Origin of the sequence: Liberibacter crescens BT-1 (genome assembly GCF_000325745.1) — a bacterium.
In the GTDB taxonomy this organism is placed as follows: Bacteria; Pseudomonadota; Alphaproteobacteria; order Rhizobiales; family Rhizobiaceae; genus Liberibacter; species Liberibacter crescens.
Genome location: NC_019907.1, coordinates 253685 through 279312, shown reverse-complemented (window position 1 = coordinate 279312; position 25628 = coordinate 253685). Strand labels below are relative to the sequence as shown.

Here is a 25628-nt window from a genome sequence, read left to right as displayed (position 1 = left end):
TATACAAAAATTGTGTTTGTCTGTATCCTTAAAAAGATACCATAAAAAACACCTTATTTAGATTTTAAAGATCATAAAATGATATTATCATAATTAAATAGAATTGATATGCTATTTTTACTGTCATGAAGCTACTTGAGCTCTATATATTACGTCATGTTTGCAGAAATTTCCTGTTATCATTTATGATAGGCCTTGCAATTATCTGGATAACGCAAGTATTGCAACGCATAAATTTAGTAACAGACAATGGGCAATCTATAATTGCATTTATGCAATTGGCAGCTATGATTCTTCCTACTATTATTCCTGTTATTATACCCTTTTCTTTAGTGATAGCAGTAACACAAACGCTAACTACTCTTAACAATGATTCAGAATTAACAATTATTGACTCTATTGGCGCTTCACGTGTCATTTTGATTCGACCTGTAATGATCGTAGCAATCGCCCTCAGTATATTCTCGTTTATTATAAAAAATACAATAGAGCCTAAATTACGTATCGCAACAAAGAAAACAATCGCAACAGTCTATGCTGATCTATTACCTTCTATCCTCGAAGAAAAAACTTTCAATCGTATAAGTGACGGTCTATATATTCAAATTTCAGAACGAACCCCCAACCATATTCTAAAAAGCCTTTTTGTTGCTGATTCACGAAACCCTTCTACTCATTTTTTATACTATGCACGAAAAGGCTATGTAGATGTAAATGGGACATCTCTTATCATGCAAGATGGTGAAGTTCATCAAAAAAACATGAAGACGAATGCCGTATCCATTATTCGATTTGATTCCTATACCCTTAATCTTTCTTATCTCATGAAAACCCGGGGGCAGATAACTTTAAGAGCAATGGACCGTGACCTTGCATTTCTCTTAAATCCAGATCCTAATGATCCTGACTATCAATCCAGAAAAGGAGAATATAGTGCAGAAATGAATAAAAGACTGGTAGAATGGATGCTTACAATAGTATTTGCATTAATTGCGTTAGTAGCTGCCGGTGATGTGCGCTCACACCGAATTCAAAAAATACACCCTGTAATAGTATCTTTAATAATCGCCTTTGGTGTATATTGGATATTCTTTTATATTGTCAATGGAATAGAAAAACATCTCATATTTATTCCTTTTTTATACTCATTTTTTCCTTTTTCATCTGGAATTATGATCTTTATCCTATTAAGGAAACATAGAAAACTTCTGGCAAAATGAAGAGGCTGTAGATGATGTTTTTTATTTAAAAGCGTATAGTGGAGATATACGATGATATTTGGTACACTATGGCGGTATTTTTTTAAATATTATATCATGGTCACAACTTATTTCTTGCTAGCCATAATTTCTATTGTATTTATGATTGACTTTAATGAAACCCGTTCTCGTATAGGAGGATTTCCTGGTTATACTACACTTAAAGGAGCATTTCTAACTATCTTGCGTATGCCATTAATCATCGAACAGATTACTCCCTTTATTGCCTTATTCGTTGGTATGATTGTTATTATTACACTTAACCGAAGATACGAATTAGTTGTTTCTCGTGCTGCAGGGATTTCTATTTGGCAATTACTTTCACCTTTTATAATAGGTGCTTTCCTATTAGGAGTTTTTACCATAATTTGTATCAATCCATTAGCAGTTTTTGGAGATAATAAAGCTGTCTCTTTAATTAAAAATTGGCGTGAAGAAAGTCATATTCAAAAAGATTCAACTATAATTCCATGGATCAACCAAAATAATGGGAAGGAACGCCTCATTATTGGATTTAAGGCAATCTCTCCCGAAAAAACAAAATTACTAGAACCTACAGTCATACATCTTGATTCTGGAAACAATATCACTCTCAGACAAGATGCTGTATCAGCTATATTAGGAGATGGTTATATTTTACTGGAAAAAGTTATAGAATATCGATACGGAGCAAGGCCTATTGCTTTAGAGTCAGTAAAAATTAAGAGTAATTTACAAAAAAAGTTTCTTAATTCTCTTTTTAAACAAGCAAATAGTATTCCCTTCTATGAACTTCCTCAAAAAATTATATATTCACATGTTCTGGGTTTAGAAACATATCCTTTAGAATCACAATTCTATTTCCTTTTAGGAACACCCTTCTTACTTATTGCCATGACATTAATTGCAGGAGTTATTTCTTTAAATTTCAATCGTACCCATTATTCTCAATCTCTCATTCTTTCTGGAATTTTTTCTGGTTTCATTCTTTACATCATCATAGTACTTATAAAGGCATTTGGGAAAAGCGGCATCATATCTCCTCTGATAGTAACATCAGTGCCAATAATTGTTGCCATATCCCTTACTGCAACGGTTCTTCTTTGGAAAGAGGATGGATAATCATGAGATATCATAAAAAAATCTTAAAAGGTTTTGGAGTTTTCTTGATTACTATGGCCAGTTTATGGATATTCAAATCTGGTAATGCAGCCAATATTCTTCAAAAAAAAGGATCTTCTCCAATAACAGATTCAACTGCTATTGATGACACAAAACTTTTGCTATACGCCAATAATCTTGATTTTTATCCTGATAGTATAATTGCCTCAGGGATGGTACAAATTCGCTATAATGGCTACCGTATGGTAGCTCAAAAAGTAATATATAATAAAATAACAAAAAAACTATCTGCAATAGGTGATATTGAATTTATTGGAACTGATGGGAATCGTCTATACGCTGAACAGCTTGATATAACGGATAATTTTGCAAGAGGATTTATAAAAGAATTAAGACTTGAAACAACGAATAATACCCGCTTGGCAGCCGAAACAGCAGAACGTATAAACGAATCAGAAATAATTCTCCATCATGGCGTATATACAGCATGTGTGCCATGTACCGCACAAGGAGGACATCCTCCATTCTGGCAGGTAAAAGCTGTACGTATTATACAAAACAACCAAAAACATACTATTCGACTTGAGAAAGCAAGATTGGAAATCCTTGGAAAGCCAATTGCCTACTTGCCCTTTATTGAAGTGCTGGACAGTACAGTAAAAAGAAAATCAGGTTTTCTTTTCCCTCGTTTTGGGTATTCACAAAATTTAGGATCTAGTATACAAATTCCTTATTATCAAGTACTTTCTGACCATACAGATGCTACTCTGGCTCTTACCCCATATTCAACACAGGGTTTATTATTAGAAGCTGAATTTCGTCAACTTTTCCAGAATGGCACGCATATATTACATGCTGCCAACATCAATCAAAGCAGCCCTGATAGCTTTACGCCTAATACTACTGATTCAAAATTCAAACATCGTAGTATGATATCATCAGCAGCAGGATTTCAAATTAATCCCAGGTGGACATTTGGATGGAATGGGATATTACAAAGTGATAACAACTTTTCTCGTACCTATAGAATAAATAATTCTTATGATTATGTCTACAATAACAAAATTTATCTTACTGGGCTAGGAGAACAAAATTACTTTGATATGCGCATTATACATTTCAGTATTCAAGATGCTGATATCTCTAAAAAAAGAGAGAAGACACAAGCAAATCTCTATCCATTAATAGATTATCATTATATAGCACCAGAAAGCATTGCAAATGGAGAATTGTCTTTCACTGGAAACATAACAAGTATTTCAAGATCGCAAACAGATATAGAGACAATTTCTAACAATTATACCCGCTTAAGAGGTTTGTCTGGCACAAACAGCAGGCTCAGCACAGAACTTTTGTGGAAACGCACTATAATAGCGCCTGGAGGATTATTGATTACTCCTTTAACAGCTCTTCGTGGAGATATTCATCAACTTGCAGTCAATAATCCATATCCACTTATTGGAGAAAATAGCTCAAGCTCCTTCCTTGATAATGGCTCAATTATAAACGGTATGGCCACAGCAGGTATAGAAACACGCTATCCTATTAGAATCTCTGCAGACAACTCAAATCATATTATTGAAGGAATAGGACAGTTATACATACGTCCCAATGAATCAAAAGTAAGGAGTATTCCAAATGAAGACGCACAAAGTCTCGTCTTTGATTCAACGTCTCTTTTTTCACGAGATAAATTTTCTGGATATGATCGTATAGAAGGAGGAACCCGTTCTAATATAGGCATTCGATATGTAGGAAATTTTGACAATCAATTCACTATTCACAGCATTATAGGTCAATCATTTCAAATTTATGGTAAAAATTCCTTTGCAGAAACAAATTTTTTAAATGTAGGGAAAAACTCAGGTCTTGAAAATAAGGCGTCTGATTATATTGCCGCAGTCAGCTTAAATACTCCTTTTAATATCTCTTTAGCTCTAAATACCCTTTTAGAAAAAAAAACGTTAGATCCGAATCGTATAGACAGTTCTATAGGGTATGAAAACAATCACTTCAAAACTGACTTAATCTATACATATGTAGCAATGCAACCTCAATATGCTTATCCTTTCCATAATAATGAACTTCAAGGAAAATTATCTTTAAAATTACCAAAAAATTGGTCTATACTGACCTCCATAGCATTGGATATACGTAATAATGTTGTTTCACGTCATTCAATTGGTTTAGCGTATGATGATGAATGTACGACATTTAATATTGCCTATCTTCGTAAAAACGATATATCAAAAACTGAAGCAAGCGACTGGACTATTGGTGCTCAATTATCATTTAGAACGCTTGGGAATATACATACAAGTTCAAATTTTAATTAAAAAATAATATGATATTGCAATATAATTGTTTACTATTTAAATATTAAACGCAAGGTAGTATAAAATGCTCTTTAAGAAACTGTATATGAATAAACTCTCTTGGAGAGAAAAAGTAATATTTCTTTCCCTTTTCTTAACAATGATGCCTTTAGATAAAACTTGGACATCAGAAATAAGAAAAGTGCGTATAACAGTTAATGATACAGTGATAACGAATGGCGATGTTTCCAGACGTGCTGCTCTTCTCAAGTTATTTAAAAAAAGTGGCAATCTTAAAAAGATAGCAGAAGATGAACTCATAATTGACGGTTTAAAACAGCAAGAAATTGATCGATTTCATATGTCTCCTAGTGATGCTCAAATCAATAATGTCTTTAAAAGTTTTGCTGAAAGCAATAAACTGTCGGTAAAGCAAATGAAAGAAATTCTTGATCATGTTGGAGTTGGAGAAAAACATTTCAAAAACTTTCTTTCCATCCAGATGGCTTGGCCATATGTTGTGAGCGTCCACTCGGAGCAAAATACAGATACTCCAATCACAGGAAATAAAAAGCCTAATCCAACAACAACAGAATACATATTACAACAGATTATTTTTATAATACCCCAGTCCTTCTCTGCATCAAAACGTAATGTAATGATTAAAAAACGCAAAAAAGAAGCAGAAGCTTCTCGTTCTAAATTTCCAGGCTGTGAAAAAGCAAAAGAATTTGCATCTAAAATGAGAGATGTTTACGTTAGTGATTCTCAACGCTTACTTGAACCGATGCTCTCTCCTGAATTTAAGAAATTATTAAATAAAATTAAAAATGGAACAACGCCTACGCATGTTACAGAAAAAGGTATAGAATATATTTCTATTTGCAGCCAACGGCAAGTTAATGACGATACTGCTTCTTTAGTTATATCCAAAGCGACTGACTTTAATAAAAAACAACAAAAGAATTCTGAACAATATATTGCAGATTTACGTTCAAAAGCACGGATTCGTTACTACTAATACTGGTTGAATTTTATGACCAATCATGAATATCCTTCTCCAATTATCTTAACTCAAGGTGATCCTGCAGGGATTGGTCCTGATATAACTCTCAAAACTTGGATAAATCGTAAAAAACTAAATATTCCTCCTTTTATCTATATTGGAGATCCAGATGTTTTAAATGCACGTGCCAAAACACTCAATCTTGATATTTCTATTCGTGAAGCGAATTGTTCGAATGCTATTTCAATATTCAGAGATCACCTGCCTATTATAATTAATTCATGTGGCATTGAAGTCATAGCAGGAAACCCAAAAATAGAAACAGTATGTTCTACTATTGAAGCTATTAGAAAAGCTGTCTTTCTTACTCTTTCAGGGAAAACACTTGCCATTGTTACCAACCCAATTTCAAAAACAATATTTTACAAAGCAAATTTTGAATTTCCAGGACATACAGAATTCTTAGCAAATCTCGTCCATCAAATGACAGGTGTTGCCTATAAACCAGTAATGATGCTTTCAAGCCCTAGGTTAAAAGTTGTTCCAATAACCATACATACACCTTATGCATCTGTACCTTCTGCTCTATCACAAGAACTGATTATAGAAATATGCAATATCGTAAAAAATGAACTTCAAAAACGTTTTGGCATCAATGATGCACGCTTGTCTATATCTGGTCTTAATCCACATGCAGGAGAAAACAGTGCTCTTGGAACTGAAGAACGCGATATTATTCAACCTGCAATTATAAAATTACAAAATGAAGGTATGAAAGCCTCAGGACCATTATCTGCTGATACCATGTTTCATGATACTGCTCGTCAAAACTATGATGTAGCTATATGTATGTATCATGATCAAGCACTTATCCCAATAAAAACCCTTGATTTTGATACAGCAGTAAATGTAACGCTTGGCTTGCCTTTCATACGTACATCTCCTGATCACGGAACAGCTTTTAACATAGCAGGAAGCAACCTTGTAAGAGAAACAAGTTTGGTATCCGCTATCCAATTAGCTGCGCAGCTTGGATTAAAAAAAGCCTCATAATGAAAATGACAGACCTGAATCCTTTAAACTCTTTAAGAAAAGTTATCAGCCTTCATAATCTTAATCCTAATAAAATAATGGGACAAAATTTCATTCTTGATCTTAACCTGACTCAAAAAATTGCCAAAGCTGCAGGTCCACTCAATAATATTACTGTTTTAGAGATTGGGCCAGGACCAGGTGGATTAACTCGATCAATTTTGGCATCAGGAGCAAAAAAAGTAATTGCTATAGAAAAAGATAAACAATTTTTACCGGCTTTACAAGAAATCATCGGTTATTATCCTGATCAGCTAGAAATTATTCAAGGGGATGCTCTAAAAACAGACTATACAATATTTAATGAATTAGACGATCCTATTCGTGTTATATCCAACCTACCCTACAATATTGGTACACGATTACTATTTGATTGGATCACTTCCCCTATATGGCCTCCTTTTTGGGAATCTTTAACTCTTCTTTTTCAAAAGGAAGTTGCTAAAAGAATAGTTGCAACTAAAAACAATGCTTCTTATGGAATATTAAGTGTATTAACAGCTTGGAGAGCAAATGCTCGTATACTCTTTGATATCCCACCCCAAGCCTTTTTTCCTTCCCCCCAAATTATATCCACTGTTGTACACTTCGTTCCTCATCATGACCCTATTCCTTGTTGTTTAGAATCACTCAAAAAAGTTACCAAAACTGCTTTTGGACAGCGACGTAAAATGTTACGACAAAGCCTAAAAAATCTAGGAGGGGAATCATTGCTAAAAAAAGCAAGAATAGAACCAAGTAAAAGAGCCGAAAATCTCTCCATTGAAGAGTTTTGTCGTATAGCCTCTTTTCTTTAACTTCTTAAAAACAAGAGCTCTTTAAATAGCTATCAATTTTAAAAAATCTTCTTTTATAAACTTTACAATGAATACTTCTGCAATATAACATTACATGTAATGTTGTACTTAGAATGAGACTGTTATTGTATATAATAAAGTTTCCTGGTATTGCTGAAAAAATCATCTTTTTGTATAGAAGACCAACAGCTAAAAATAATAAGTGCATGCGCATAAAAAAACTTTCTGAAAAAGTTGTTAATCAAATCGCTGCTGGCGAAGTTATAGAAAGCCCTGCTTCTGCTGTAAAAGAGCTCATAGAAAATGCTCTTGACGCCGATGCAACACATGTTGAAATAACAACTTCTGCAGGAGGAAAGTCATTTATTCGTGTTTCTGATAATGGTTATGGTATGACACCAGATGAACTATCTATGGCAGTACAAAGACATTGTACTTCTAAAATTTTTAATGACTTAGATAAAATATATACTTTTGGTTTTAGAGGTGAAGCTTTACCTTCCATAGGTGCGATAGCACAACTTACTTTAATCAGTCGTTCTGCTGAACAAGATTGCGGAGCACAAATTATTATTTCTGGAGGTAAAGTCTCCTTGGTGCAGCCAGCTGCCACTAATCCTGGAACTATTGTAGAAATAAAAAATCTTTTTTTTGAAGTTCCTGCAAGATTAAAATTTCTAAAAAGTGAACAAATAGAAGCAAATGCCATCAAAGAGGTAGTTAAACGTATAGCTATTTCTTATCCTAATGTGCGCTTTACTTTATCAGGAATCAATCGCTCTAAGCTAGATTTCTTGCCCACTCCTGGAGATTTGATGTCACGTGTTGCTCAAGTACTTGGAGAAACATTTTATGAGAATTCTATCGAATTAAATAAAGTATCTAAAGATATAAGCCTTAAAGGTTATGTAGGAATCCCTACCTTTAATAGAGCCAATACGAATCAACAGTATTTGTTTGTAAATGGCAGGCCTGTTCAAGATAAATTGCTTTTTTCAGCAGTTCGAGCCTCTTACACGGAAACCATACCAAAAGGAAGATATCCGGTAGTAGTTTTGTTACTCAACATTGATCAAACAATGGTAGATGTAAATGTACATCCAGCAAAATCTGATGTACGCTTTCGCAACCCGGCGATTGTACGTAATTTTATTATTGATACAATCCGTCAAGCTCTTATTAGAAAAGGGCTTGTTACTTCCTCTACTCTTAGTACAAGTATGCTTTCTTCTTTCCACAATAAATTTGGGAAACCTCTTCTCAATAAAGAGTTGGATATAAAATATTCTCCTTCATATCCCTCACATCTTACTTTCCAGGAAGAACAAAAAATCTTTGTTGATTATAGCCCGCCCGGCATCACTCCAATAACAAATGCTGTTGCACAGGATGAAATACCATATCCTCTTGGTATCGCATGTGCTCAAATCCACCAGAATTATATTATATCGCAAACTCATGATAGAGTAGTTATTATTGATCAACATGCAGCACATGAACGCATTCTTTTTGAAAAAATGCGTAAAATATTAGAAAAAGAACGACTTACTTCACAAAAGCTACTGATACCAGAAATAATTGATTTTATTGAAGAAGAATGCAATCTTATAATGGCACATGCGGATCATCTCCATAAACTCGGACTTATCGTTGAACGTTTTGGAGCTGGAGCAATAGCTATTCGTGAAACTCCAACAATACTTGGAAAATTTAATGCATCAGCATTACTACGAGATCTGCTTGATGAGATAATAGACGACCATACAACAGATTGTTTATTTAATAAATTAGAACAAACACTTGCAACTATGGCATGTCATGCATCAATCAAATCTGGTAGAAAAATGCAAATTGAAGAAATGAATGCCCTGCTTAGAGAAATGGAAAAAACTCCAAACTCTAGTCAATGCAATCACGGACGTCCAACGTTTATTGAACTAAAATTAAGGGATATAGAAAAGCTTTTTGGACGTTGATAATATAAAAATAAAAAAATTCTAAAATGTTTCTCAGGTATAAATAATGAATGTATTCAATAGTTATCAAGAACGCGAAGCCAAACTTCATTATATGGATGGCAATTTCAAAATTTTATCTCCAGGAACTTTTGTTATTTGTGCAATAACAGGAAAACGTATTCCACTCCACGAGCTATGTTACTGGAGTGTTGCTCGACAAGCTCCTTACGCCGATGCAGCAGCATCTTTAGAGGCAGAGAAACGCGCAGGAACTTTACCTTATTGAAGAGATTTTTGTTCTTTAAACAAAGTAACTGCCCTATCTATGAAATTTAATGGAGTCAGTGGGTCTTCAAAAACAAGTTCAACTTCTATTATTAAAATCTTAGATAAAAGTTCTTGAGCAATTCCTAAGCGATTTGTAAGTCTTGCAGCATCTTTAGCAGTAGTTACTAATTTTAATTTTTTTTGTTCAGCTCGGGTCAGTAAAAAAGTTATCTGTTCATCTTTTAAAACAGCATGATCAGCAAAAGGATAGCTTTCAACAAGAACTGCTCCAAGACTTTTAACTGTTAAAAAAAATTTTTTAGGATCTGCAATACCAGAAAAAGCAAGAACATGAATACCAAAATAATCAAATCCTAACTTTGGTTGCAACTTTGCAAAATAGACTGGCTTGCCAAGATTATTATATATGGACAATTTAGAATTCATAGCTTCTTTATCACCTATACAAAGGATAATATCTGCATAAGAAGCCTGCGTCTTTAAAGGAACCCGTAGAGGACCTGCTGGAAAAACACAAAGATTCCCTAAACCTCTACGTAAATCAATAACCCCAAAAGAAAGATTGATTATTAATTGTGACGTCTGAAAACCATCATCCATAATAATAATATCAACAGCTTCTTTGATCAAGAGATTAGCACCCTCTACTCGATTATGTGATACAACTGTACTTGCATAAGCTGCAAGCATCAGTGCTTCATCTCCGACATCAAAAGCTCCGTGTTTTTCTACATCAACTAAAATAGGATGTTTAGATTTTCGTCCATAACCACGTGATAAAAAGCCTGGTTTCAATCCTCTATTCATTGCAGCAACAGCAAGTGCTAAAGAAGTAGGCGTTTTTCCTGCTCCTCCCATAACAAAATTACCAACACAAATTACAGGAACAAGAACTTTCTTACGACGACTATGTTTCATTCGCCAAGAAGAAATAAGACCATAAATAAAAGAAAGAGGCAAAAGAGCTAAAGAAATCCAGCTAAACTTTAACCACCAAAAAGATGGTGTTTTGATCATAAATTAACAACCATAATCAAATTATATAAAACTTGGTAATAATGCCTCAAGAACAGTAATATCTTTAATACAAAGATCAGATTTCTCACTTAATGAAGAATGTGTGCCTGTTCCAGTTAATACTGCAACTTTTAAACCAGCCCCAACACTTTGAGCCATATCCATATCCCGATTACTATCACCAATTATAGCAATCTGAGAAGGTTCTAATCCTGTAGCAGAACAAAAACCAAGAGCCATCCCTATATCAGGTTTACAACCGTAACCGCTATCACACCCAGAAATATAATTAAGATACTCCAAAAATTCAAAGTGCTCCGCTGTTTTTATAATAGAATCTTCACTATCATTAGAAGCAATACCAAGAAGAAACCCTCGTTGCTGAAGACGAGAGAAAAAAACTTTAAGATTGGTAATCTGTTTAGAAACATAAACAGAACGAACGATTACATCTTTGAAAGCTTTTATCATATCTACGAATTTTACAGTTGATCCAGCCTCAATCATAGCAAGAGCGATTTCATTGATAGTACCAGAAGCCAATAAAGTATCGGGTATAACAGAACCTGTATTTAAATCCATACCACAAGCCGATAGAATTTTTTCAGCAAAGGTATGATCCCCACGAGCTGCAATCATTGCGAGTTCTTTATTAACAACCAGCCAACTTGTATCATATGAAAAGAGGGTACCGTCTTTATCAAAAAGAAGACCTCCAATTTTTGAAAAACTCTCATGGTGCTTCATATCATTCTTATTTCTGCTAAAAATCACAAAATCTTCTTTGGTAACAAACTTGCCTGAAAAGCAAGTGGATTAATATATGGCTCTAAAGCACGTAATGTAATTTTAAGAGCACCCTGACCCTGCATTTCATAAACCTTATTCATAGCAGCTTTTATCATTTTATCACGAACATCTTTATTAGACAGCAAATACTGAATAATTTTACTTAATTGCTCTTCATCCTGCACAAAACAAGAAGCTTCAGCAGATATTAAATTTTGATAAATTTCATCAAAATTATGAACCTTTGGACCAGATAAAATAGCACAACCAAGCATAGCAGGCTCAAGAGGATTTTGTCCTCCTTCTCCAAACAAAGAACGACCAACAAATGCAATCTCAGTTAATCGCAAATAAAGACCCATTTCACCAATTGTATCTCCTAAAAAAACATCAGTTTCTGATGTCAAAATATCTCCACGTGTACGACGCGCAACTTTTAGTCCCTGAGATAATAAAAGCTTCTCTATAGCATCACAACGTTCAGGATGACGTGGCACAAGAATAGTAAGAACATTATTTTTTTGTTTAAGAATATGTTGAACATGGCCTGCAACATTCTCTTCTCCCTCAAAAGTAGAAATAGCAGCCCAAGTATACCTATCTTTAATCTGTTGTTGATAAAAAGAAAGCACTTTCTCATCATAGGGAGGAAGGCTAACATCCATCTTAAGGTTACCAGATACGAGTACTTGATGCGCACCCAATTCACGGTACCGTGTACAATCTATCTCAGACTGTGCAACCACTAAAGATAAATTATTAAAAATTTTCTTTGAGATACTAGGATAGGCATGCCATTTATTGAATGAACGAGAAGACATCCTTGCATTAACAAGGATTTGTGGAATACGACGTACAGATAATCCAAGAATTGTTACTGGCCATATTTCTGATTCTGAAATGATGGCACTATCAGGCTTCCAATAATCAAGAAATCTTGAAATTGCAGATTGCACATCCAACGGAGCATACTGATGTATTACTTCCTCCCCTAAACGATTTTTTACTAAAGTAGCCGAAGTCATTGTACCTGTAGTCAACAAAACACAAATCCCCCGACAACATACCTCACGAATTAACTCAATAATCGCAATAGTTTCTCCAACACTAGCAGCATGAAACCAAACAAGAGGTCCTGAAGGACGCAGGATACTTGCATATCCAAAACGCTCTGAAAGACGAGAGCTTTCTTCCTTACCAAGGAAGACTCTAAAATTTAGATAAGGCCATAAAAAGGGTGATATAATATTCCCTAGACAACGGTATCCAAATATAACCTGCGATCCAAAAGAAGCCCTATCAGTAATATCTTGTTGATGCCAAGTTACCATTATGACTGCCATCTTTCATGTCAATATAAAACTAACAAAATATCTCTAAGAGATTTTAAGAACAAAGTACTTGTCCAATACTTTAATAAAAGATACCATGATATTCATCTCATTCAGCATACAACATAGAATGTATATTTACTATAAAATAACGTATGTGAGCATTATCAACTGTTTGATGTGCTTTTGCTTTCCAAGCAATATAAGCACTAGAATAATCAGGGAAAATACCTACAACATCAATATTATTGGTATCCTGAAATCTCAAACTTGTTAAATCTTCTAGCTCGCCACCAAATACAAGATGTAAACTTTGTTCACTGGCATACTTATCACTCATAACAATTCTTTTCCAAACAGTTTTTTAAAGAAATTATAATATATTTTATAACTATATTATACAAAAAATTACTTTATAAAGTAATTAATACGATGATGATTTAAAATCAAAGACTTAACATCCCGCACCCTGTTAGGGGTGTTGATTTCATTAAGGAATTTCAGGTGTATACCGCACCTTTTGTTGACTTTAATTCTCTACAAAGTTCATCATCATTTTATGAATACACGAGTGCCTATATGAAATCGGCCATCACACTGCATCGCTTGCATCGCTATAAAGGCACCTCCCTGGTCAATTCGCACCATGATACGGGCACTGGGGTTTGGGGAAGTGGAGAAATATCGCTCTTTTCATCCTTTTGGAACGAAGGCAAGGAGGCAGGTTTACCAGACGAATGTCGAACTCACGGCTTACGTAAAGCAGGGGCAACCATTGCTGCAAATGCAGGAGCCAGCACAACAGAAACCCCAAAAAAGGTGCGGGATTTAAAGAAAAAACGTAATAAAATCAATGAGTTATAATTTTTTTATTATAAAGTAGATAACTGATCCAAAAATGTTGGCAAATGACGTTTAGCAGAAGCAATCAAAATTCCGTGCTTAACATGAGAGCGATTATATATCAAGGATTGACCATCCAAGTTTACTAAAGCACCGCCAGCACGCTCAAGCAATAAATCAACAGCAGCCAAGTCCCAATCACTGGCATTACGCCGAACCAAAGCAGCATCTATTCTTCCATCTGCTACCATAGATAATCGCAATGCCAAAGACGGAATACATTGAATAAGTTCACAATTAATACATGAAACTAAATCCCCTTCTTCAGCCATTACAACCAAATTATCACCAATTGAAGAAGATGATACCGATATATTTTTCCCATCACAACTAGATTCTATGCCAAGACAAACATAAAATTCCTGCCCAAGAGCTGATGCATTTATTACACCAGCAACAGGACGACCCTGATGAACAACTGCAATACTAATACACCAAGCTCTATCTCCTAGGATAAATGCTCTTGTCCCATCAATAGGATCAATAATAAACAGAGTTTCATGAGCTAACCGCTCAAAATTATCATCTGTTTCTTCTGATAACCATCCATAAGAAGGACGTAAAGGACGAAGAAAACTCTCAAGATATGAATTAACAGCTATATCAGCATCACTTACTGGCGATCCTCCTTCTTTTTCTCTGAAAACTTTAGGGGACCGACAAAAATATTTCATCGCTATTTGTCCAGCTTCACGTGCTGCAAACCTAATTATATTAAGATCATCACTCCAGTCATTCATGAATATACTTCCTCGAGACAAGAGACTACGAATTACTGACCTGCCAATGTCATATTATCAATAACTAATGTAGGCGTAGAAATTTTATAGCGACGATCTATATCATTCGCAGGAACAGCAGACATAAACATCTCTTTCAAATTAGACGCGATCGTTACGCCTGAAACAGGATATGTCAACTGACCATTTTCAATACAAAAGCCAGAAGCCCCTTGACTATATTGACCTGTAATTAAATCAACACCGTGCCCAATTAATTCAGTGACATAAAATCCTTTTTTAATGTTCCTTATCAGTTCTTCAGGCGTAGCCTCACCAGGCTCCAGAAAAACATTCGTGGAACCTGCAACAACAGATGAACCACAACGAACACCCCGACCATTCGTACGCAAACCAAGCTCACAAGCAGATGAATGAGATAACAACCAATTGGTAAGCACACCATCCTTTATCAACATTAAACAACCCTGTGAAATACCTTCATCATCAAATGGACGAGAGGAAGAAGCACGCTTTACAAAAGAATCATCAATAAGAGTTATATGTCTAGAAAAGCACTGTTTTCCCATGCTATCACATAAAAAACTTGTTTTACGGGCAATAGCTTCTCCATTAATGGTATTTATTATAGCGTGTACAAGGCTGCGCGCTGCACGAACATCGAATACAACAGTATAGGAACCGGTATCCATTTTATGTGGATTAAGCCGTCGTACAGCAAAGTTTCCTGCACGATATCCTATCTCTTCTGTATTTCGAAGATCAGAATAGAAAACACAACTATCAAAGTCATAATCACGTTCCATGTTAATCCCTTTTCCAGCAATGACACTAACAGAACGAGAAAAATTTGTTTTCATATAAAAACCTGAAAATCCATGAGAGGTTACCAAAGCTATCCCTTGCATGCTCATAGAAACCGATGAGCCTAATGAATTACTAACACCTGGAACAGAAAGAGCTGCTCCTTCCATTGCCAATGCACTATCACGTAAATCATTATCATTAACTGTCACTGGATCAAATAAATCTAAATCAGGATAATGATGAGCAAGATCATTTTTGTCGCTTAAAGAGATAAAAGGATTTTTTAACGATACCTTAGCCATATCAACAGCTCTTTCAACTAATAGATCAATATCAAAAGTATGATTAGTCGAAACTGTTGCAACCTTCTGCCCTACAAATACACGTAAAGACAAAACACTATTTTCAGAAGTGTCTATACCTTCTGTTTTTCCAAGACGGATTGAAAAGCTTTTATCGCGTGAATACAGAACCTTTACATCAGCAGCATCAGCACCAGATTTCAAGGCAAGATGAACAATTTTAGAAGCACGATCTATAAGAGAAGCTGAAAGAACATCAGGCAGCATACTTCAAACTTTCATTTACATTATTTAATAATTTTAACATATACCATACACTCAATCACAGCGAAGTCTATCAGGAATTAGCTCTGATAGCAGATTTATAATTCAGAATTAAGCCTTGAAATCTCTAAATGAAAACACAACAATTCTTATTTAGATCATAACTATCATATCCAATATACAAAAAAATATACTCCTCACAAATCTTACCTGTCTTTCAACAGACTGTTCCTTTTCTTTCCTTTAGAAGAAAAATGGATTATTGTTTCGGACAATATCGAAAAAAATGCATCTGTGTATCACGAAATCTACGCTTTTGAAGCATTCTAAATACTGAACTCAGCGAAAGATCAGCATCAATATGCTCTTCAAGGACGACCAAAGCACCTGGTGCAATCCATCCACCGGTTTCCGCTGATTCCAAAGCCCTTTCTCCTAGTTTCTTTCCATACGGTGGATCCAAAAAAATAAACTGAAATGGCTTTATTATCCTTAATTTTTGTATATTAACAACATTCCACAATAGAACTTTCGTATGCTCTTCTACTCCCAGAACACTAATGTTTTTGCGAATGACATTCAAACTTTTGATGTTATTATCAATAAAAAAAACGTAACGACAACCTCGAGATAACGCCTCAAGTCCTATAGAACCTACACCAGCAAACATATCAACCATATATGTCGCATTTAACGCTTCAGGATAAACATGACTTAAAATATTAAAAAGCGCTTCCCTTGTTTGACTGCGTGTTGGACGAATATGATTACTCTCAGAGCCAGAAAGAATACGACCTCGAAACTTACCTCCAACGATTCTCATCTTTCTTATTTCTACCTTTAGGATTCATACTTTCTTTATAATCTATTCTTTTCGGTGAAAATTCTTTATTACCTTCTCCAGAAAAACGTCTTCCTTGATGATTCTCTTCTCCTATAATTTTATTATATTTTACTCTTCCAGAAAATTGAGACCTATGATTGCCTTGATGTTTTTTATGATATTTATGTGCTTTATCCTCACTTTCATGAATATAATCCCTTTTCCTATGCTCTTTATTCAAAAATTTTATATTCTTACTGCCTTTAACAAAAGATAAATCTGTATAAGGTTTTTCTTGCTTTGTATCCTTAAATGACTTCTTTCTGAGATCTGTCCCCACCTTCGTAAAACGACTTGAATAAATATCTGGAGCTCTCCAAATATTAGAAGAACGACTCGTACGTTTTGCCCAAAGAGAAGAACGAATTTCTTCACGAGGCTTATCTGTTATTCTATCTCTTTTCCTATCGTTTTTATAATGAACGGTATTATAATTATTAATGGGGGCTTTCCTAACGTTATTCTGTACAGCCACTTCAGAACAATAAACTGGCGCATCAAAACTTACTCCTGCTTGTTCAACAAGATTTGGACCAAGTTGATCGCGCAGTACCCTACTTCGGACTTCTATGATATCTCCTTCTGACATTTCTCCTAATTGAAAAGGCCCATAAGAAATACGAATAAGACGATTTACTTTCAAACCAAGAACTTCAAAAATTTTTTTAATCTCTCTATTCTTCCCTTCACGTAATCCCATAGTGATCCAAACATTTGAACCTTTTACTGAATCAAGAGTAGCCTGAATAGATTTGTAAACGATACCGTCAATTGTCAAGCCTGTTGCTAGTTTATCCAACTTACTCTGATCGATATGTCCATAAGCACGCACACGATATCGCCGCAACCAACCTGTAGAAGGCAATTCAAGAATACGAGAAAGACCTCCGTCATTTGTAAGAAGCAAAAGTCCTTCAGTATTAATATCTAGTCGGCCAATTGTTATAACACGAGGCAGATTATCTGGTAACCGCTCAAATACAGTAGGACGTCCCTCAGGATCAAAATTAGTAGTTACACAACCAGAAGGCTTATAATAAAGCCAAAGACGCGTCTTATCTTTTTTTCGAAGAGCTTTTCCATCAATTTCTATCTGATCCTCAGACGTAACATTGATTACTGGTGTATCCAAGAGCATACCATTTACTTTTACACGTCCTTGTTTTATCATGTTTTCTACCTCACGTCGAGAAGCAATCCCAGCACGTGCTATAAATTTTGATATTCTACCAGATTGTAAAATGATTTGTTCAGGTTCCATATTCTTTAAGGACTCTATTTTTAGATGCGAAATCATTATTCAATTAATTTTCGCAATATTTTTCAAAAGGTTTAGTATGTTTTTTAAAATCCATTGATTATTTTTTGCTAATCATATTAATGATAGTATATTAACTTTCAAAATAAACCTCTAAAAAAATTCTCTCGTGATCAAAAAAAATCATTTTATGTCTATTGCCATAGAAGAAGCTCACAAGGCTGCTTCAAGAGATGAAGTGCCCATTGGAGCCGTTATTGTTCTGAATAATAAGGTGATTAGCTATTCAGGCAATAGAATGAAAGAATTAAATGATGTCACTGCACATGCCGAAATTCTAGCAATCCGCATGGGCTGCCAAATCCTTTCTCAAGAACGTTTAACAGGAGCAGACCTTTATGTAACCTTAGAACCATGCGCAATGTGCGCTGCTGCTATTTCTTTTGCACGAATACGAAGACTTTACTATGGAACAAACGATCCCAAAAGTGGAGGCATTGAAAATCATGGATGTTTTTACTCCCAAAAAACATGCCACCATAAGCCAGATGTTTATTCAGGAATTGAAATATATCAAACAAAAAAAATTCTTCAAGAGTTTTTTCTAAGAAAACGACATATTAAAGTAGGTATATAGTCGCATTACTGTAAAATTATCCATAACTATAGACAAGACATATATCCCTGCTTATAGGATATCTTGTCTTAAAAACAAAACTTCCTTTATTTTTGTTATTTTTATATAGCGTTGTTATACTATATCATTCATTTAAAAATTTCCAAGAAGGAGATAATTATGTCACATAATACATTCGGACATCTTTTTCGTATTACAACTTGGGGAGAAAGTCATGGAGCAGCTTTGGGATGTGTTATTGACGGTTGTCCTCCTGGAATTCACTTTACACTTGATGAAGTACAATATTGGGTTGATCGAAGAAAACCAGGGAAATCAAGGTTTGTTACACAAAGAAAAGAAAATGATATTATCAAGATCCTATCAGGAGTCATATCAGAGAAAGATGGGGAAACACTCATAACAACTGGCACACCTATTTCAATGATCATTGAAAATATTGATCAACATTCTGCAGATTATGAAGAAATTTCTAATATGTACCGACCAGGCCATGCAGATTACACTTATAATATTAAATATGGTCTCCGTGATTACCGTGGTGGCGGACGTTCTTCAGCAAGAGAAACAGTGGCACGTGTAGCAGCGAGTGCTTTAGCACGGAAAATAATTCCTGACATCTCTATTCGCGGAGCACTGATCCAAATTGGACCTCATAAGATTGATCGCTCTCGATGGGATTGGAAAATAGTAGACCAGAATCCGTTTTTTTTCTCCTGACTTACAAATTATATCTGTTTGGGAAGACTATCTTGACAAAATCCGCAAAGAAAAATCTTCTGTGGGGGCTATCATTGAAATTGTAGCTGAAAATGTTCCTGCAGGACTAGGAGCTCCTATTTACGGGAAGCTTGATCAAGACATAGCAGCGCTCATTATGTCCATTAATGCTGTAAAAGGTGTGGAAATTGGTGACGGATTCTCAATAGCATCTATGACGGGGACAGAAACCTCAGATCATATGCGCATTGATACTCATGGAAAACCAGCATTTTCATCAAATCATGCTGGCGGAATCTTAGGTGGCATATCCACTGGACAACCAATAATTGTTAGATTTGCTGTCAAACCAACATCTTCAATCCCAACTGAACAACCTTCTATTGATGTAACTGGAAAAGAGATTTTCATAAAAACAAAAGGTCGACACGATCCTTGTGTAGGCATCCGTGCAGTACCGATCGGGGAAGCAATGTTAGCATGCGCTTTAGCTGACCATTATCTTCGTGATAGAGGACAGACAGGTAATCCAAGATTCGAGAAAAAAAATGTTATTTAATCAGCAAAAAGTTTCTGATGCCATACAAGCTTTTGGCAAAGGCGAAATAGTTATTGTAACTGACGAAAATGACCGTGAAAATGAAGCTGATTTAATCATTGCGGCTACTCATTGTACAATTGAAAAAATGGCTTTCATTATTCGCCATACTTCTGGTATTGTATGTACACCAATGCCTTATACAGAAGCAAACAGGCTTCATCTTAATTTAATGGTAGCAAGCAATGAATCAATTCATAGCACTGCATTTACGATATCCATTGATTCCAAAGACGGAATCACTACAGGAATATCTGCGTCTGACAGAACTCGTACAGTACAAAATCTTGCCAATCCTAATAGTAAGCCTTCTGACTTTACTCGACCAGGACATATTTTCCCACTAATAGCACGCGAAGGTGGGGTTTTAACTCGTTCAGGTCATACAGAAGCCTCTGTAGATATGTGCAAACTAGCACAACTACCACCAATCGCCGTTATCTGTGAACTGGTTAATGATAATGGAACTGTGAAAGAGGGAAAGGAAGTTTTTGATTTCGCAAAAAAACATAATTTAAAGATTATTTCTGTTTCTGATATTATCATTTGGCGTCAAAGAGAGGAACATTTAATTATATTAAAATCCTCGTGCAAAACAGAAACATCTATAGGAACTATACAAGTAAATACTTATTGTTTACCCAAAAGTACTTTAGTACATACAGTACTTATTGTTGGTGATATAGAAAATAGCCTAAATACACCTATCCCTGTATATGTCCATCGAGAAAATTTTGTAGAAGACATCTTGCTTAAAAAAAGCCCCATTGACTATTATCTTAATCAAATATCTATTGAAGGAAAAGGCATAATAATTTACTTACGCAATAACTTTTCTGACCATGAAACAATAAAAACGATTTCTTCTCCTTTTCAAACACCTCCCATTAAAGAAAATAATGGGTCTAAAAATCAAAAATCACAAGAAACCGGTCTCATTGCACAAATATTAAAAAATCTTTGTATTACTTCCGTAAAAATACTGAGTACAAATACTCATTACCCTTCTGATCTAAAGAATTATGGAATTACAATACACAAATAATCTTATTTTCAAAGATATCAGTTAAAGATTAATCTAAAAATGTTATTATGATAAATAATTTAAACCATACCGTGTTTATGCTAAACCCTAAAAGAGAAGAATTGGTAGCTGAGCTTCTTTTAGGTTTATAAACATTAACAGTTATCCAGAAGAACATTCTGGAGTAGGCTGAAATTTCAATAACAACAACAAATAATAGAATTTATGAAGCTATTAATGTCTTTCATATCTGTGATACTGCCTTGTTTGCTTCATTTACTACTTTAATATCAGCCTATAATGATTAAATGATCAATCATTAATGCCGCAAAAAGGGCAAAAAGATATATTATTGAAAATTTAAACAATTTTTTGGCAGGTACCATTTTTTTATCTCCTTCAGGTATAAAAAAAATACGCAATGAAAAATATACCAACATACATCCAAGAACAACCGCGCTGAAGGCATATAAAGATCTTGCAAAGCCAAATAAATAAGGAGATACCCCGGTTAATGCTGTTAAAACTGCATAAATGAGAATTTGTACTTTGGTAGCTTTTTCTGTTGCTACATTCGGAAGCATAGGAATACCAGCAGCAGCATAGTCCTTCATAGTAAATAAAGCGAGAGACCAAAAATGAGGAGGTGTCCATAAAAAAATGATAGCAAACATGATCATGCTCTCTAAAGATAGGCCCCCAGTAACAGAGCTCCAACCAATCATAGGAGGGAAAGCTCCTGCAATACCTCCAATGACAATATTTTGCGGAGTAGAACGCTTAAGCCAAATGGTATATATTACTACATAAAATAATATAGCAAGTAACAAAAGGATTGCTGACATCCAATTAATGAACAAGGCCATGATCATAACAGATAGTACTGATATTAACGAACCAAATACGAATGCCTCACGCGGTGTAATCTTACCTGTTGGAATAGGACGTAATGCAGTGCGCAACATCATTTTATCAATATCAGCATCATACCACATATTCAAAGCACCAGACGCACCTGCACCCATAGCAATAGAAAAAATAGCTATCATCCCTTTTATAATACCAATATGACCTGGAGCTAAGATAAGTCCCGCTAAAGAAGTAAATACGACAAGTGACATAACCCGCGGCTTTAGAAGCTTAAAAAAGTCCTTTATTCTGAACTTATGAAGGAATATATTCGCCGCATTGCATATTGTACAACGACTGTTAGTAATCGCCATTACATATCTCTCAAATTTATATAACTTTCTCCTTTTGCACAAACCTATTGAATGCAAAAGAAACCTTATGTATAAATATATTTTACAAAAAGGAAAATTATTCTATTATTATACCAATCTTATATTTATACTAACACGATAATCTACAAAAATTTAAATTAAATATTTAAAAGTCAATAGATATTATAATATCATGCCAACAAAATAGACAATTAGAAAATTCTTATGTCTCTTTTTTAAAACCATGAAGATAAGATTAAGAAAAGTCTATCGTAAAAACTCTACAGAATAAAGCTATAGACATTAATACTCACAATGATCATGGTTTTAAAAAAAACGCAATATGTAAGGATTTCTTTTATGCTCAGAAAAACTATAATAAATATCTTTAAATGACATTAAACTTTACGCATTGTTGCCACAGTTAGTTCAGAAATTTAATAATAATATAATAAAGATAGCCTCTTATAAAAATGAGTTCCATTGTTTTTTCAAAAATCCTTCAAAACATTTACCGATATTTACGGTACACCTTATTTCTAGGTGTTATCAGCATAAATATTTGTTCATCAGCACTTTCAGAATCATTGTTACAAACAGGAGTTGTAAAATCAAAACATGGAGCATGGTCAATACTCTGTGAAAAACCAGCCGGTGCATCAAGAGAACAATGCGCACTCATGCAAAATGTCATAGCTGAAGATAAACCTGATATAGGTTTATCTATTATAGTTCTGAATACAGTTGATCATAAATCCCGTATTCTACGTGTTCTTGCTCCACTGGGGATTTTATTGCCAAATGGCTTAGGCCTTAGCATTGACGGAAAAGATATTGGAAAGACATACTTTGTTCGTTGTTCTTCAGATGGATGCTATGCTGAAGTAATTTTAGAAGATGAACTTATGAATGCATTAAAAAACGGTACAACTGCAACATTTATATTATTTCAAACCCCAGAAGAAGGAATAGGAATTCCAGTAGATCTTAAAGGATTCTCTAATGGTTACGAGGTATTACCTTAAAGAGATAATTATGGATGAATAACCTGAAGCCAATGCCAATTGTAAATAGGAAAATTAAGCATGTTTAAAACTCTTCTTTCTCTGTTTGATGTTGATGAGTCAACAATAAAAAATGTTGTATCTGATACTCTAAAACCAGCAGACGATGGAGAGCTTTTTCTTGAATATTCACAATATGAAACCCTTAAGTTCGATAATGGATATATCAAGGAAGGAAATTTTTGGACAGAACAGGGATTTGGATTACGTGTTGTAGCTCATGAAGCTGTAGGTTACGGCTATTCTAATGAAATGTCACTAGCAGCTCTTAAACGTGTAGCAAAGATCGCAGGAAAAGCAATCGATGGGTATACATGTACATACGCTTCTGCTCCCCAGCAGAAAAAAAATCATAATCTATATTCCAATGAAAATCCGATTGGAATACCTTCTTTCAAAGAAAAGGCTCAATTACTTTCAAAGATCGATACTTACCTGCGGAGTAAAGATGAACGAGTAAAACAAGTCACCGTTTCTCTTGATGCAAGTTGGAAAATTATAGAAATCTTACGTGCTGATCATTTTCGTATATATGATACGCGTCCCATGACAAGAATCGCTATATCCGTGGTTGTTGGCACAGAAAACCGTCAAGAGTCAGGTTATTGTGGTAAGGGCGGAAGAGTTGGATTTACTGAATTCATTCACAATGAATCATGGAAAAAAGAAGCAGAAGAAGCTCTTAGACAAGCACTTGTAAATCTGGAAGCTATAGATGCTCCAGCAGGTACTATGGATGTAGTACTTGCTTCAGGCTGGCCTGGAGTAATGCTGCACGAAGCAGTTGGACATGGACTGGAAGGTGATTTTAATCGCAAGGAGAGCTCTGTGTTCTCCAATCTTATGGGTGAGATAGTTGCTTCTCCCAATGTTACTGTCGTCGATGATGGAACTATCAGCAAGAAACGAGGTTCACTCAACTTTGATGATGAAGGAACACCATCAAGTTATAATGTCCTTATTGAAAAAGGAAAACTCGTCAACTTTATGCAAGATCGCCAAAATGCCAGGCTTATGAATATGAAACCCACAGGAAATGGCCGTCGTGAAAGTTATGCATCCCCTCCCATGCCACGTATGACAAATACCTACATGCTTTCAGGGGATAAACATCCTCAAGAAATCATTGCTTCTGTAAAAAAAGGAATTTATGCTGTTACATTTGGTGGAGGGCAAGTAGATATTACTTCAGGACAGTTTGTATTTAACTGTACTGAAGCTTATCTTATTGAAGAAGGTAAAATTGGCGCCCCTATAAAGGGAGCGATGCTCATCGGAAATGGACCAGAAGCTATGAAACGCCTATCCATGATAGGGAATGATTCAGAACTTGATCCTGGAATTGGACAATGCGGTAAAAATGGACAATGGGTTCCTGTTGGTGTAGGGCAACCGCATCTTCGTATGGATCAAGTTACAGTTGGCGGCACTAAAACATAGTTTCTTTAAAATTTCAGGCTTTACTTGATATTCACACTTAACCTACTTTCATTTTTAATTGCAAACATACCGAATTGGTAGGCATTTACAAATATCCTGTGTTCTGAAGATATTGCAATAGACACGCACTTTTAATCATGATGTTATTGATCGAATACCACCAAGCACCAGTGTAAGAAATCAACTATAGGACGCTTCATAAAAGATTAAACTTCTATTCAAAAACAATAATCATTCAAACATACAAGCCAGTAAAACCAGTACTTCTACAATAAAGCACCTTAAAGCTGGAATTAAAACCAATTACACAAATTTAATGAGATACAATCACAATAACTTTATGCAAGAGACTCGTATGCTCATCTTTATTGTTAGGAATGATCTTTTTCTTTTACTGGAAAAACCTGGCGACCACGATAAGTACCAGTTTTTATATCTATATGATGAGGACGACGTAATTCACCAGATTTTTTATCATCAATATAAGCAGGTGCTTTTAGAGCATCTGCAGAACGACGCATGCCGCGTTTTGATGGACTTGTTTTTCTTTTAGGTACAGCCATATTTCTTTAACACTCCTATTGATTTATAAAAGCATATTTTAAAAACTCTAAATTAATTTATAGTATGCTTCTCTTATTCACATAACATAGGCTATTTCATTAAGGAGATCACCATCTTTTTTATAAAAATATCCTAAAATCAAAAAAATACAACAAGAGATTAAAGCTACAATCAATATTTAAAATATTGTTATATGTCCTAGAACTGATATTATGTATATATAAATATTGTCTATTCAAAGTTTTTTA

22 protein-coding genes and 2 pseudogenes are annotated in these 25628 nt (G+C 34.8%); 14 read left to right on the top strand and 10 right to left on the bottom strand.

Annotation, left to right across the window (positions count from 1 at the left end):
- Positions 1–125 precede the first annotated feature (125 nt).
- From B488_RS01200 to B488_RS01165, 8 genes are all read left to right on the top strand, one after another.
- Positions 126–1220, top strand: coding sequence for an LptF/LptG family permease (locus B488_RS01200; protein ID WP_015272663.1), 1095 nt, complete (start codon positions 126–128; stop codon positions 1218–1220).
- 51 nt (positions 1221–1271) lie between these two features.
- On the top strand, positions 1272–2360 hold the full coding sequence (locus tag B488_RS01195) for an LptF/LptG family permease (protein WP_041770545.1): 1089 nt from the start codon (positions 1272–1274) through the stop codon (positions 2358–2360).
- Between the two features lie 2 nt (positions 2361–2362).
- Positions 2363–4696 carry an LPS-assembly protein LptD gene (locus B488_RS01190; protein ID WP_015272661.1) on the top strand — a complete coding sequence of 778 codons (2334 nt, stop codon included), beginning with the start codon at positions 2363–2365 and terminating at the stop codon, positions 4694–4696.
- 85 nt (positions 4697–4781) lie between these two features.
- Positions 4782–5696: a SurA N-terminal domain-containing protein gene (locus B488_RS01185; RefSeq protein ID WP_051012094.1), complete on the top strand. Its 915-nt coding sequence runs from the start codon at positions 4782–4784 to the stop codon at positions 5694–5696.
- A gap of 15 nt (positions 5697–5711) precedes the next feature.
- Positions 5712–6734, top strand: coding sequence for a 4-hydroxythreonine-4-phosphate dehydrogenase PdxA (gene pdxA / locus B488_RS01180; protein ID WP_015272659.1), 1023 nt, complete (start codon positions 5712–5714; stop codon positions 6732–6734).
- Between the two features lie 5 nt (positions 6735–6739).
- Complete coding sequence (gene rsmA / locus B488_RS01175; RefSeq protein WP_041770938.1) at positions 6740–7570, top strand: 16S rRNA (adenine(1518)-N(6)/adenine(1519)-N(6))-dimethyltransferase RsmA; 831 nt, start codon at positions 6740–6742, stop codon at positions 7568–7570.
- Positions 7571–7776: 206 nt separating this feature from the next.
- On the top strand, positions 7777–9546 hold the full coding sequence (gene mutL / locus B488_RS01170) for a DNA mismatch repair endonuclease MutL (RefSeq protein ID WP_041770935.1): 1770 nt from the start codon (positions 7777–7779) through the stop codon (positions 9544–9546).
- A 46-nt stretch (positions 9547–9592) separates the two neighbouring features.
- On the top strand, positions 9593–9814 hold the full coding sequence (locus B488_RS01165; protein WP_015272656.1) for a DUF2093 domain-containing protein: 222 nt from the start codon (positions 9593–9595) through the stop codon (positions 9812–9814).
- Here the strand turns inward: B488_RS01165 and lpxK are convergent.
- From lpxK to B488_RS01145, 4 genes are all read right to left on the bottom strand, one after another.
- Entirely contained in the window at positions 9808–10833 is a 1026-nt protein-coding gene (lpxK, locus tag B488_RS01160; RefSeq protein WP_015272655.1) for a tetraacyldisaccharide 4'-kinase, read from the bottom strand. The genes B488_RS01165 and lpxK overlap by 7 nt on opposite strands.
- A gap of 21 nt (positions 10834–10854) precedes the next feature.
- Positions 10855–11580, bottom strand: coding sequence for an HAD family hydrolase (locus tag B488_RS01155; RefSeq protein WP_015272654.1), 726 nt, complete (start codon positions 11578–11580; stop codon positions 10855–10857).
- A gap of 23 nt (positions 11581–11603) precedes the next feature.
- Entirely contained in the window at positions 11604–12953 is a 1350-nt protein-coding gene (waaA, locus tag B488_RS01150) for a lipid IV(A) 3-deoxy-D-manno-octulosonic acid transferase (RefSeq protein ID WP_015272653.1), read from the bottom strand.
- Between the two features lie 109 nt (positions 12954–13062).
- Positions 13063–13293: a DUF4170 domain-containing protein gene (locus B488_RS01145; RefSeq protein WP_015272652.1), complete on the bottom strand. Its 231-nt coding sequence runs from the start codon at positions 13291–13293 to the stop codon at positions 13063–13065.
- A 164-nt stretch (positions 13294–13457) separates the two neighbouring features.
- Here B488_RS01145 and B488_RS01140 point away from each other — a divergent pair, with 164 nt between their 5' ends.
- Positions 13458–13817 carry a hypothetical protein gene (locus B488_RS01140; protein WP_041770542.1) on the top strand — a complete coding sequence of 120 codons (360 nt, stop codon included), beginning with the start codon at positions 13458–13460 and terminating at the stop codon, positions 13815–13817.
- Positions 13818–13825: 8 nt separating this feature from the next.
- Here the strand turns inward: B488_RS01140 and B488_RS01135 are convergent, their stop codons facing one another.
- From B488_RS01135 to B488_RS07275, 4 genes and pseudogenes are all read right to left on the bottom strand, one after another.
- A complete protein-coding gene (locus B488_RS01135; RefSeq protein WP_015272650.1) occupies positions 13826–14596 on the bottom strand; it encodes a 3'(2'),5'-bisphosphate nucleotidase CysQ in 771 nt (256 codons plus the stop codon).
- Positions 14597–14628: 32 nt separating this feature from the next.
- Positions 14629–15972: a TldD/PmbA family protein gene (locus tag B488_RS01130; protein WP_015272649.1), complete on the bottom strand. Its 1344-nt coding sequence runs from the start codon at positions 15970–15972 to the stop codon at positions 14629–14631.
- A 256-nt stretch (positions 15973–16228) separates the two neighbouring features.
- Entirely contained in the window at positions 16229–16792 is a 564-nt protein-coding gene (gene rsmD / locus B488_RS01125; protein WP_015272648.1) for a 16S rRNA (guanine(966)-N(2))-methyltransferase RsmD, read from the bottom strand.
- A 391-nt stretch (positions 16793–17183) separates the two neighbouring features.
- Positions 17184–18080 (bottom strand): annotated as a pseudogene (locus B488_RS07275) (pseudouridine synthase); the annotation flags it as partial.
- 220 nt (positions 18081–18300) lie between these two features.
- Here B488_RS07275 and B488_RS01115 point away from each other — a divergent pair.
- The 3 genes and pseudogenes from B488_RS01115 (at position 18301) to ribB (ending at position 21110) form a co-directional block, all read left to right on the top strand.
- Positions 18301–18747 (top strand): nucleoside deaminase, encoded by a 447-nt coding sequence (locus B488_RS01115; protein ID WP_015272646.1) that lies wholly within the window; start codon positions 18301–18303, stop codon positions 18745–18747.
- A gap of 159 nt (positions 18748–18906) precedes the next feature.
- Positions 18907–20026 (top strand): annotated as a pseudogene (gene aroC, locus B488_RS01110) (chorismate synthase).
- Entirely contained in the window at positions 20016–21110 is a 1095-nt protein-coding gene (gene ribB, locus B488_RS01105; RefSeq protein WP_015272644.1) for a 3,4-dihydroxy-2-butanone-4-phosphate synthase, read from the top strand. The pseudogene aroC and the gene ribB overlap by 11 nt, the downstream one beginning before the upstream one ends.
- 269 nt (positions 21111–21379) lie before the next feature.
- On the opposite strand, the gene B488_RS01100 is transcribed toward ribB, so the two are convergent.
- Positions 21380–22312 carry a heme o synthase gene (locus tag B488_RS01100; RefSeq protein ID WP_015272643.1) on the bottom strand — a complete coding sequence of 311 codons (933 nt, stop codon included), beginning with the start codon at positions 22310–22312 and terminating at the stop codon, positions 21380–21382.
- A gap of 473 nt (positions 22313–22785) precedes the next feature.
- Here B488_RS01100 and B488_RS01095 point away from each other — a divergent pair, with 473 nt between their 5' ends.
- On the top strand, positions 22786–23337 hold the full coding sequence (locus B488_RS01095) for an invasion associated locus B family protein (protein ID WP_081583158.1): 552 nt from the start codon (positions 22786–22788) through the stop codon (positions 23335–23337).
- A 60-nt stretch (positions 23338–23397) separates the two neighbouring features.
- Positions 23398–24816: a metalloprotease TldD gene (tldD, locus tag B488_RS01090; protein ID WP_015272640.1), complete on the top strand. Its 1419-nt coding sequence runs from the start codon at positions 23398–23400 to the stop codon at positions 24814–24816.
- A 371-nt stretch (positions 24817–25187) separates the two neighbouring features.
- Here tldD and rpmF read toward each other — a convergent pair whose 3' ends face one another.
- Positions 25188–25379, bottom strand: coding sequence for a 50S ribosomal protein L32 (rpmF, locus tag B488_RS01085; RefSeq protein ID WP_015272639.1), 192 nt, complete (start codon positions 25377–25379; stop codon positions 25188–25190).
- Positions 25380–25628 lie beyond the last annotated feature (249 nt).

Bases quoted from the DNA above. Each gene is read 5' to 3' on its own strand.
- B488_RS01100 (WP_015272643.1), bottom strand. From the start codon at position 22,312: ATGGCGATTACTAACAGTCGTTGTACAATATGCAATGCGGCGAATATA.
- B488_RS01195 (WP_041770545.1), top strand. From the start codon at position 1,272: ATGATATTTGGTACACTATGGCGGTATTTTTTTAAATATTATATCATG.
- rpmF (WP_015272639.1), bottom strand. From the start codon at position 25,379: ATGGCTGTACCTAAAAGAAAAACAAGTCCATCAAAACGCGGCATGCGT.
- B488_RS01130 (WP_015272649.1), bottom strand. From the start codon at position 15,972: ATGCTGCCTGATGTTCTTTCAGCTTCTCTTATAGATCGTGCTTCTAAA.
- B488_RS01200 (WP_015272663.1), top strand. From the start codon at position 126: ATGAAGCTACTTGAGCTCTATATATTACGTCATGTTTGCAGAAATTTC.
- mutL (WP_041770935.1), top strand. From the start codon at position 7,777: ATGCGCATAAAAAAACTTTCTGAAAAAGTTGTTAATCAAATCGCTGCT.
- waaA (WP_015272653.1), bottom strand. From the start codon at position 12,953: ATGGTAACTTGGCATCAACAAGATATTACTGATAGGGCTTCTTTTGGA.
- rsmA (WP_041770938.1), top strand. From the start codon at position 6,740: ATGACAGACCTGAATCCTTTAAACTCTTTAAGAAAAGTTATCAGCCTT.
- B488_RS01185 (WP_051012094.1), top strand. From the start codon at position 4,782: ATGAATAAACTCTCTTGGAGAGAAAAAGTAATATTTCTTTCCCTTTTC.
- rsmD (WP_015272648.1), bottom strand. From the start codon at position 16,792: ATGAGAATCGTTGGAGGTAAGTTTCGAGGTCGTATTCTTTCTGGCTCT.
- ribB (WP_015272644.1), top strand. From the start codon at position 20,016: ATGTTATTTAATCAGCAAAAAGTTTCTGATGCCATACAAGCTTTTGGC.
- tldD (WP_015272640.1), top strand. From the start codon at position 23,398: ATGTTTAAAACTCTTCTTTCTCTGTTTGATGTTGATGAGTCAACAATA.
- lpxK (WP_015272655.1), bottom strand. From the start codon at position 10,833: ATGATCAAAACACCATCTTTTTGGTGGTTAAAGTTTAGCTGGATTTCT.
- pdxA (WP_015272659.1), top strand. From the start codon at position 5,712: ATGACCAATCATGAATATCCTTCTCCAATTATCTTAACTCAAGGTGAT.
- B488_RS01095 (WP_081583158.1), top strand. From the start codon at position 22,786: ATGAGTTCCATTGTTTTTTCAAAAATCCTTCAAAACATTTACCGATAT.
- B488_RS01145 (WP_015272652.1), bottom strand. From the start codon at position 13,293: ATGAGTGATAAGTATGCCAGTGAACAAAGTTTACATCTTGTATTTGGT.
- B488_RS01165 (WP_015272656.1), top strand. From the start codon at position 9,593: ATGAATGTATTCAATAGTTATCAAGAACGCGAAGCCAAACTTCATTAT.
- B488_RS01115 (WP_015272646.1), top strand. From the start codon at position 18,301: ATGTCTATTGCCATAGAAGAAGCTCACAAGGCTGCTTCAAGAGATGAA.
- B488_RS01135 (WP_015272650.1), bottom strand. From the start codon at position 14,596: ATGAATGACTGGAGTGATGATCTTAATATAATTAGGTTTGCAGCACGT.
- B488_RS01190 (WP_015272661.1), top strand. From the start codon at position 2,363: ATGAGATATCATAAAAAAATCTTAAAAGGTTTTGGAGTTTTCTTGATT.
- B488_RS01155 (WP_015272654.1), bottom strand. From the start codon at position 11,580: ATGAAGCACCATGAGAGTTTTTCAAAAATTGGAGGTCTTCTTTTTGAT.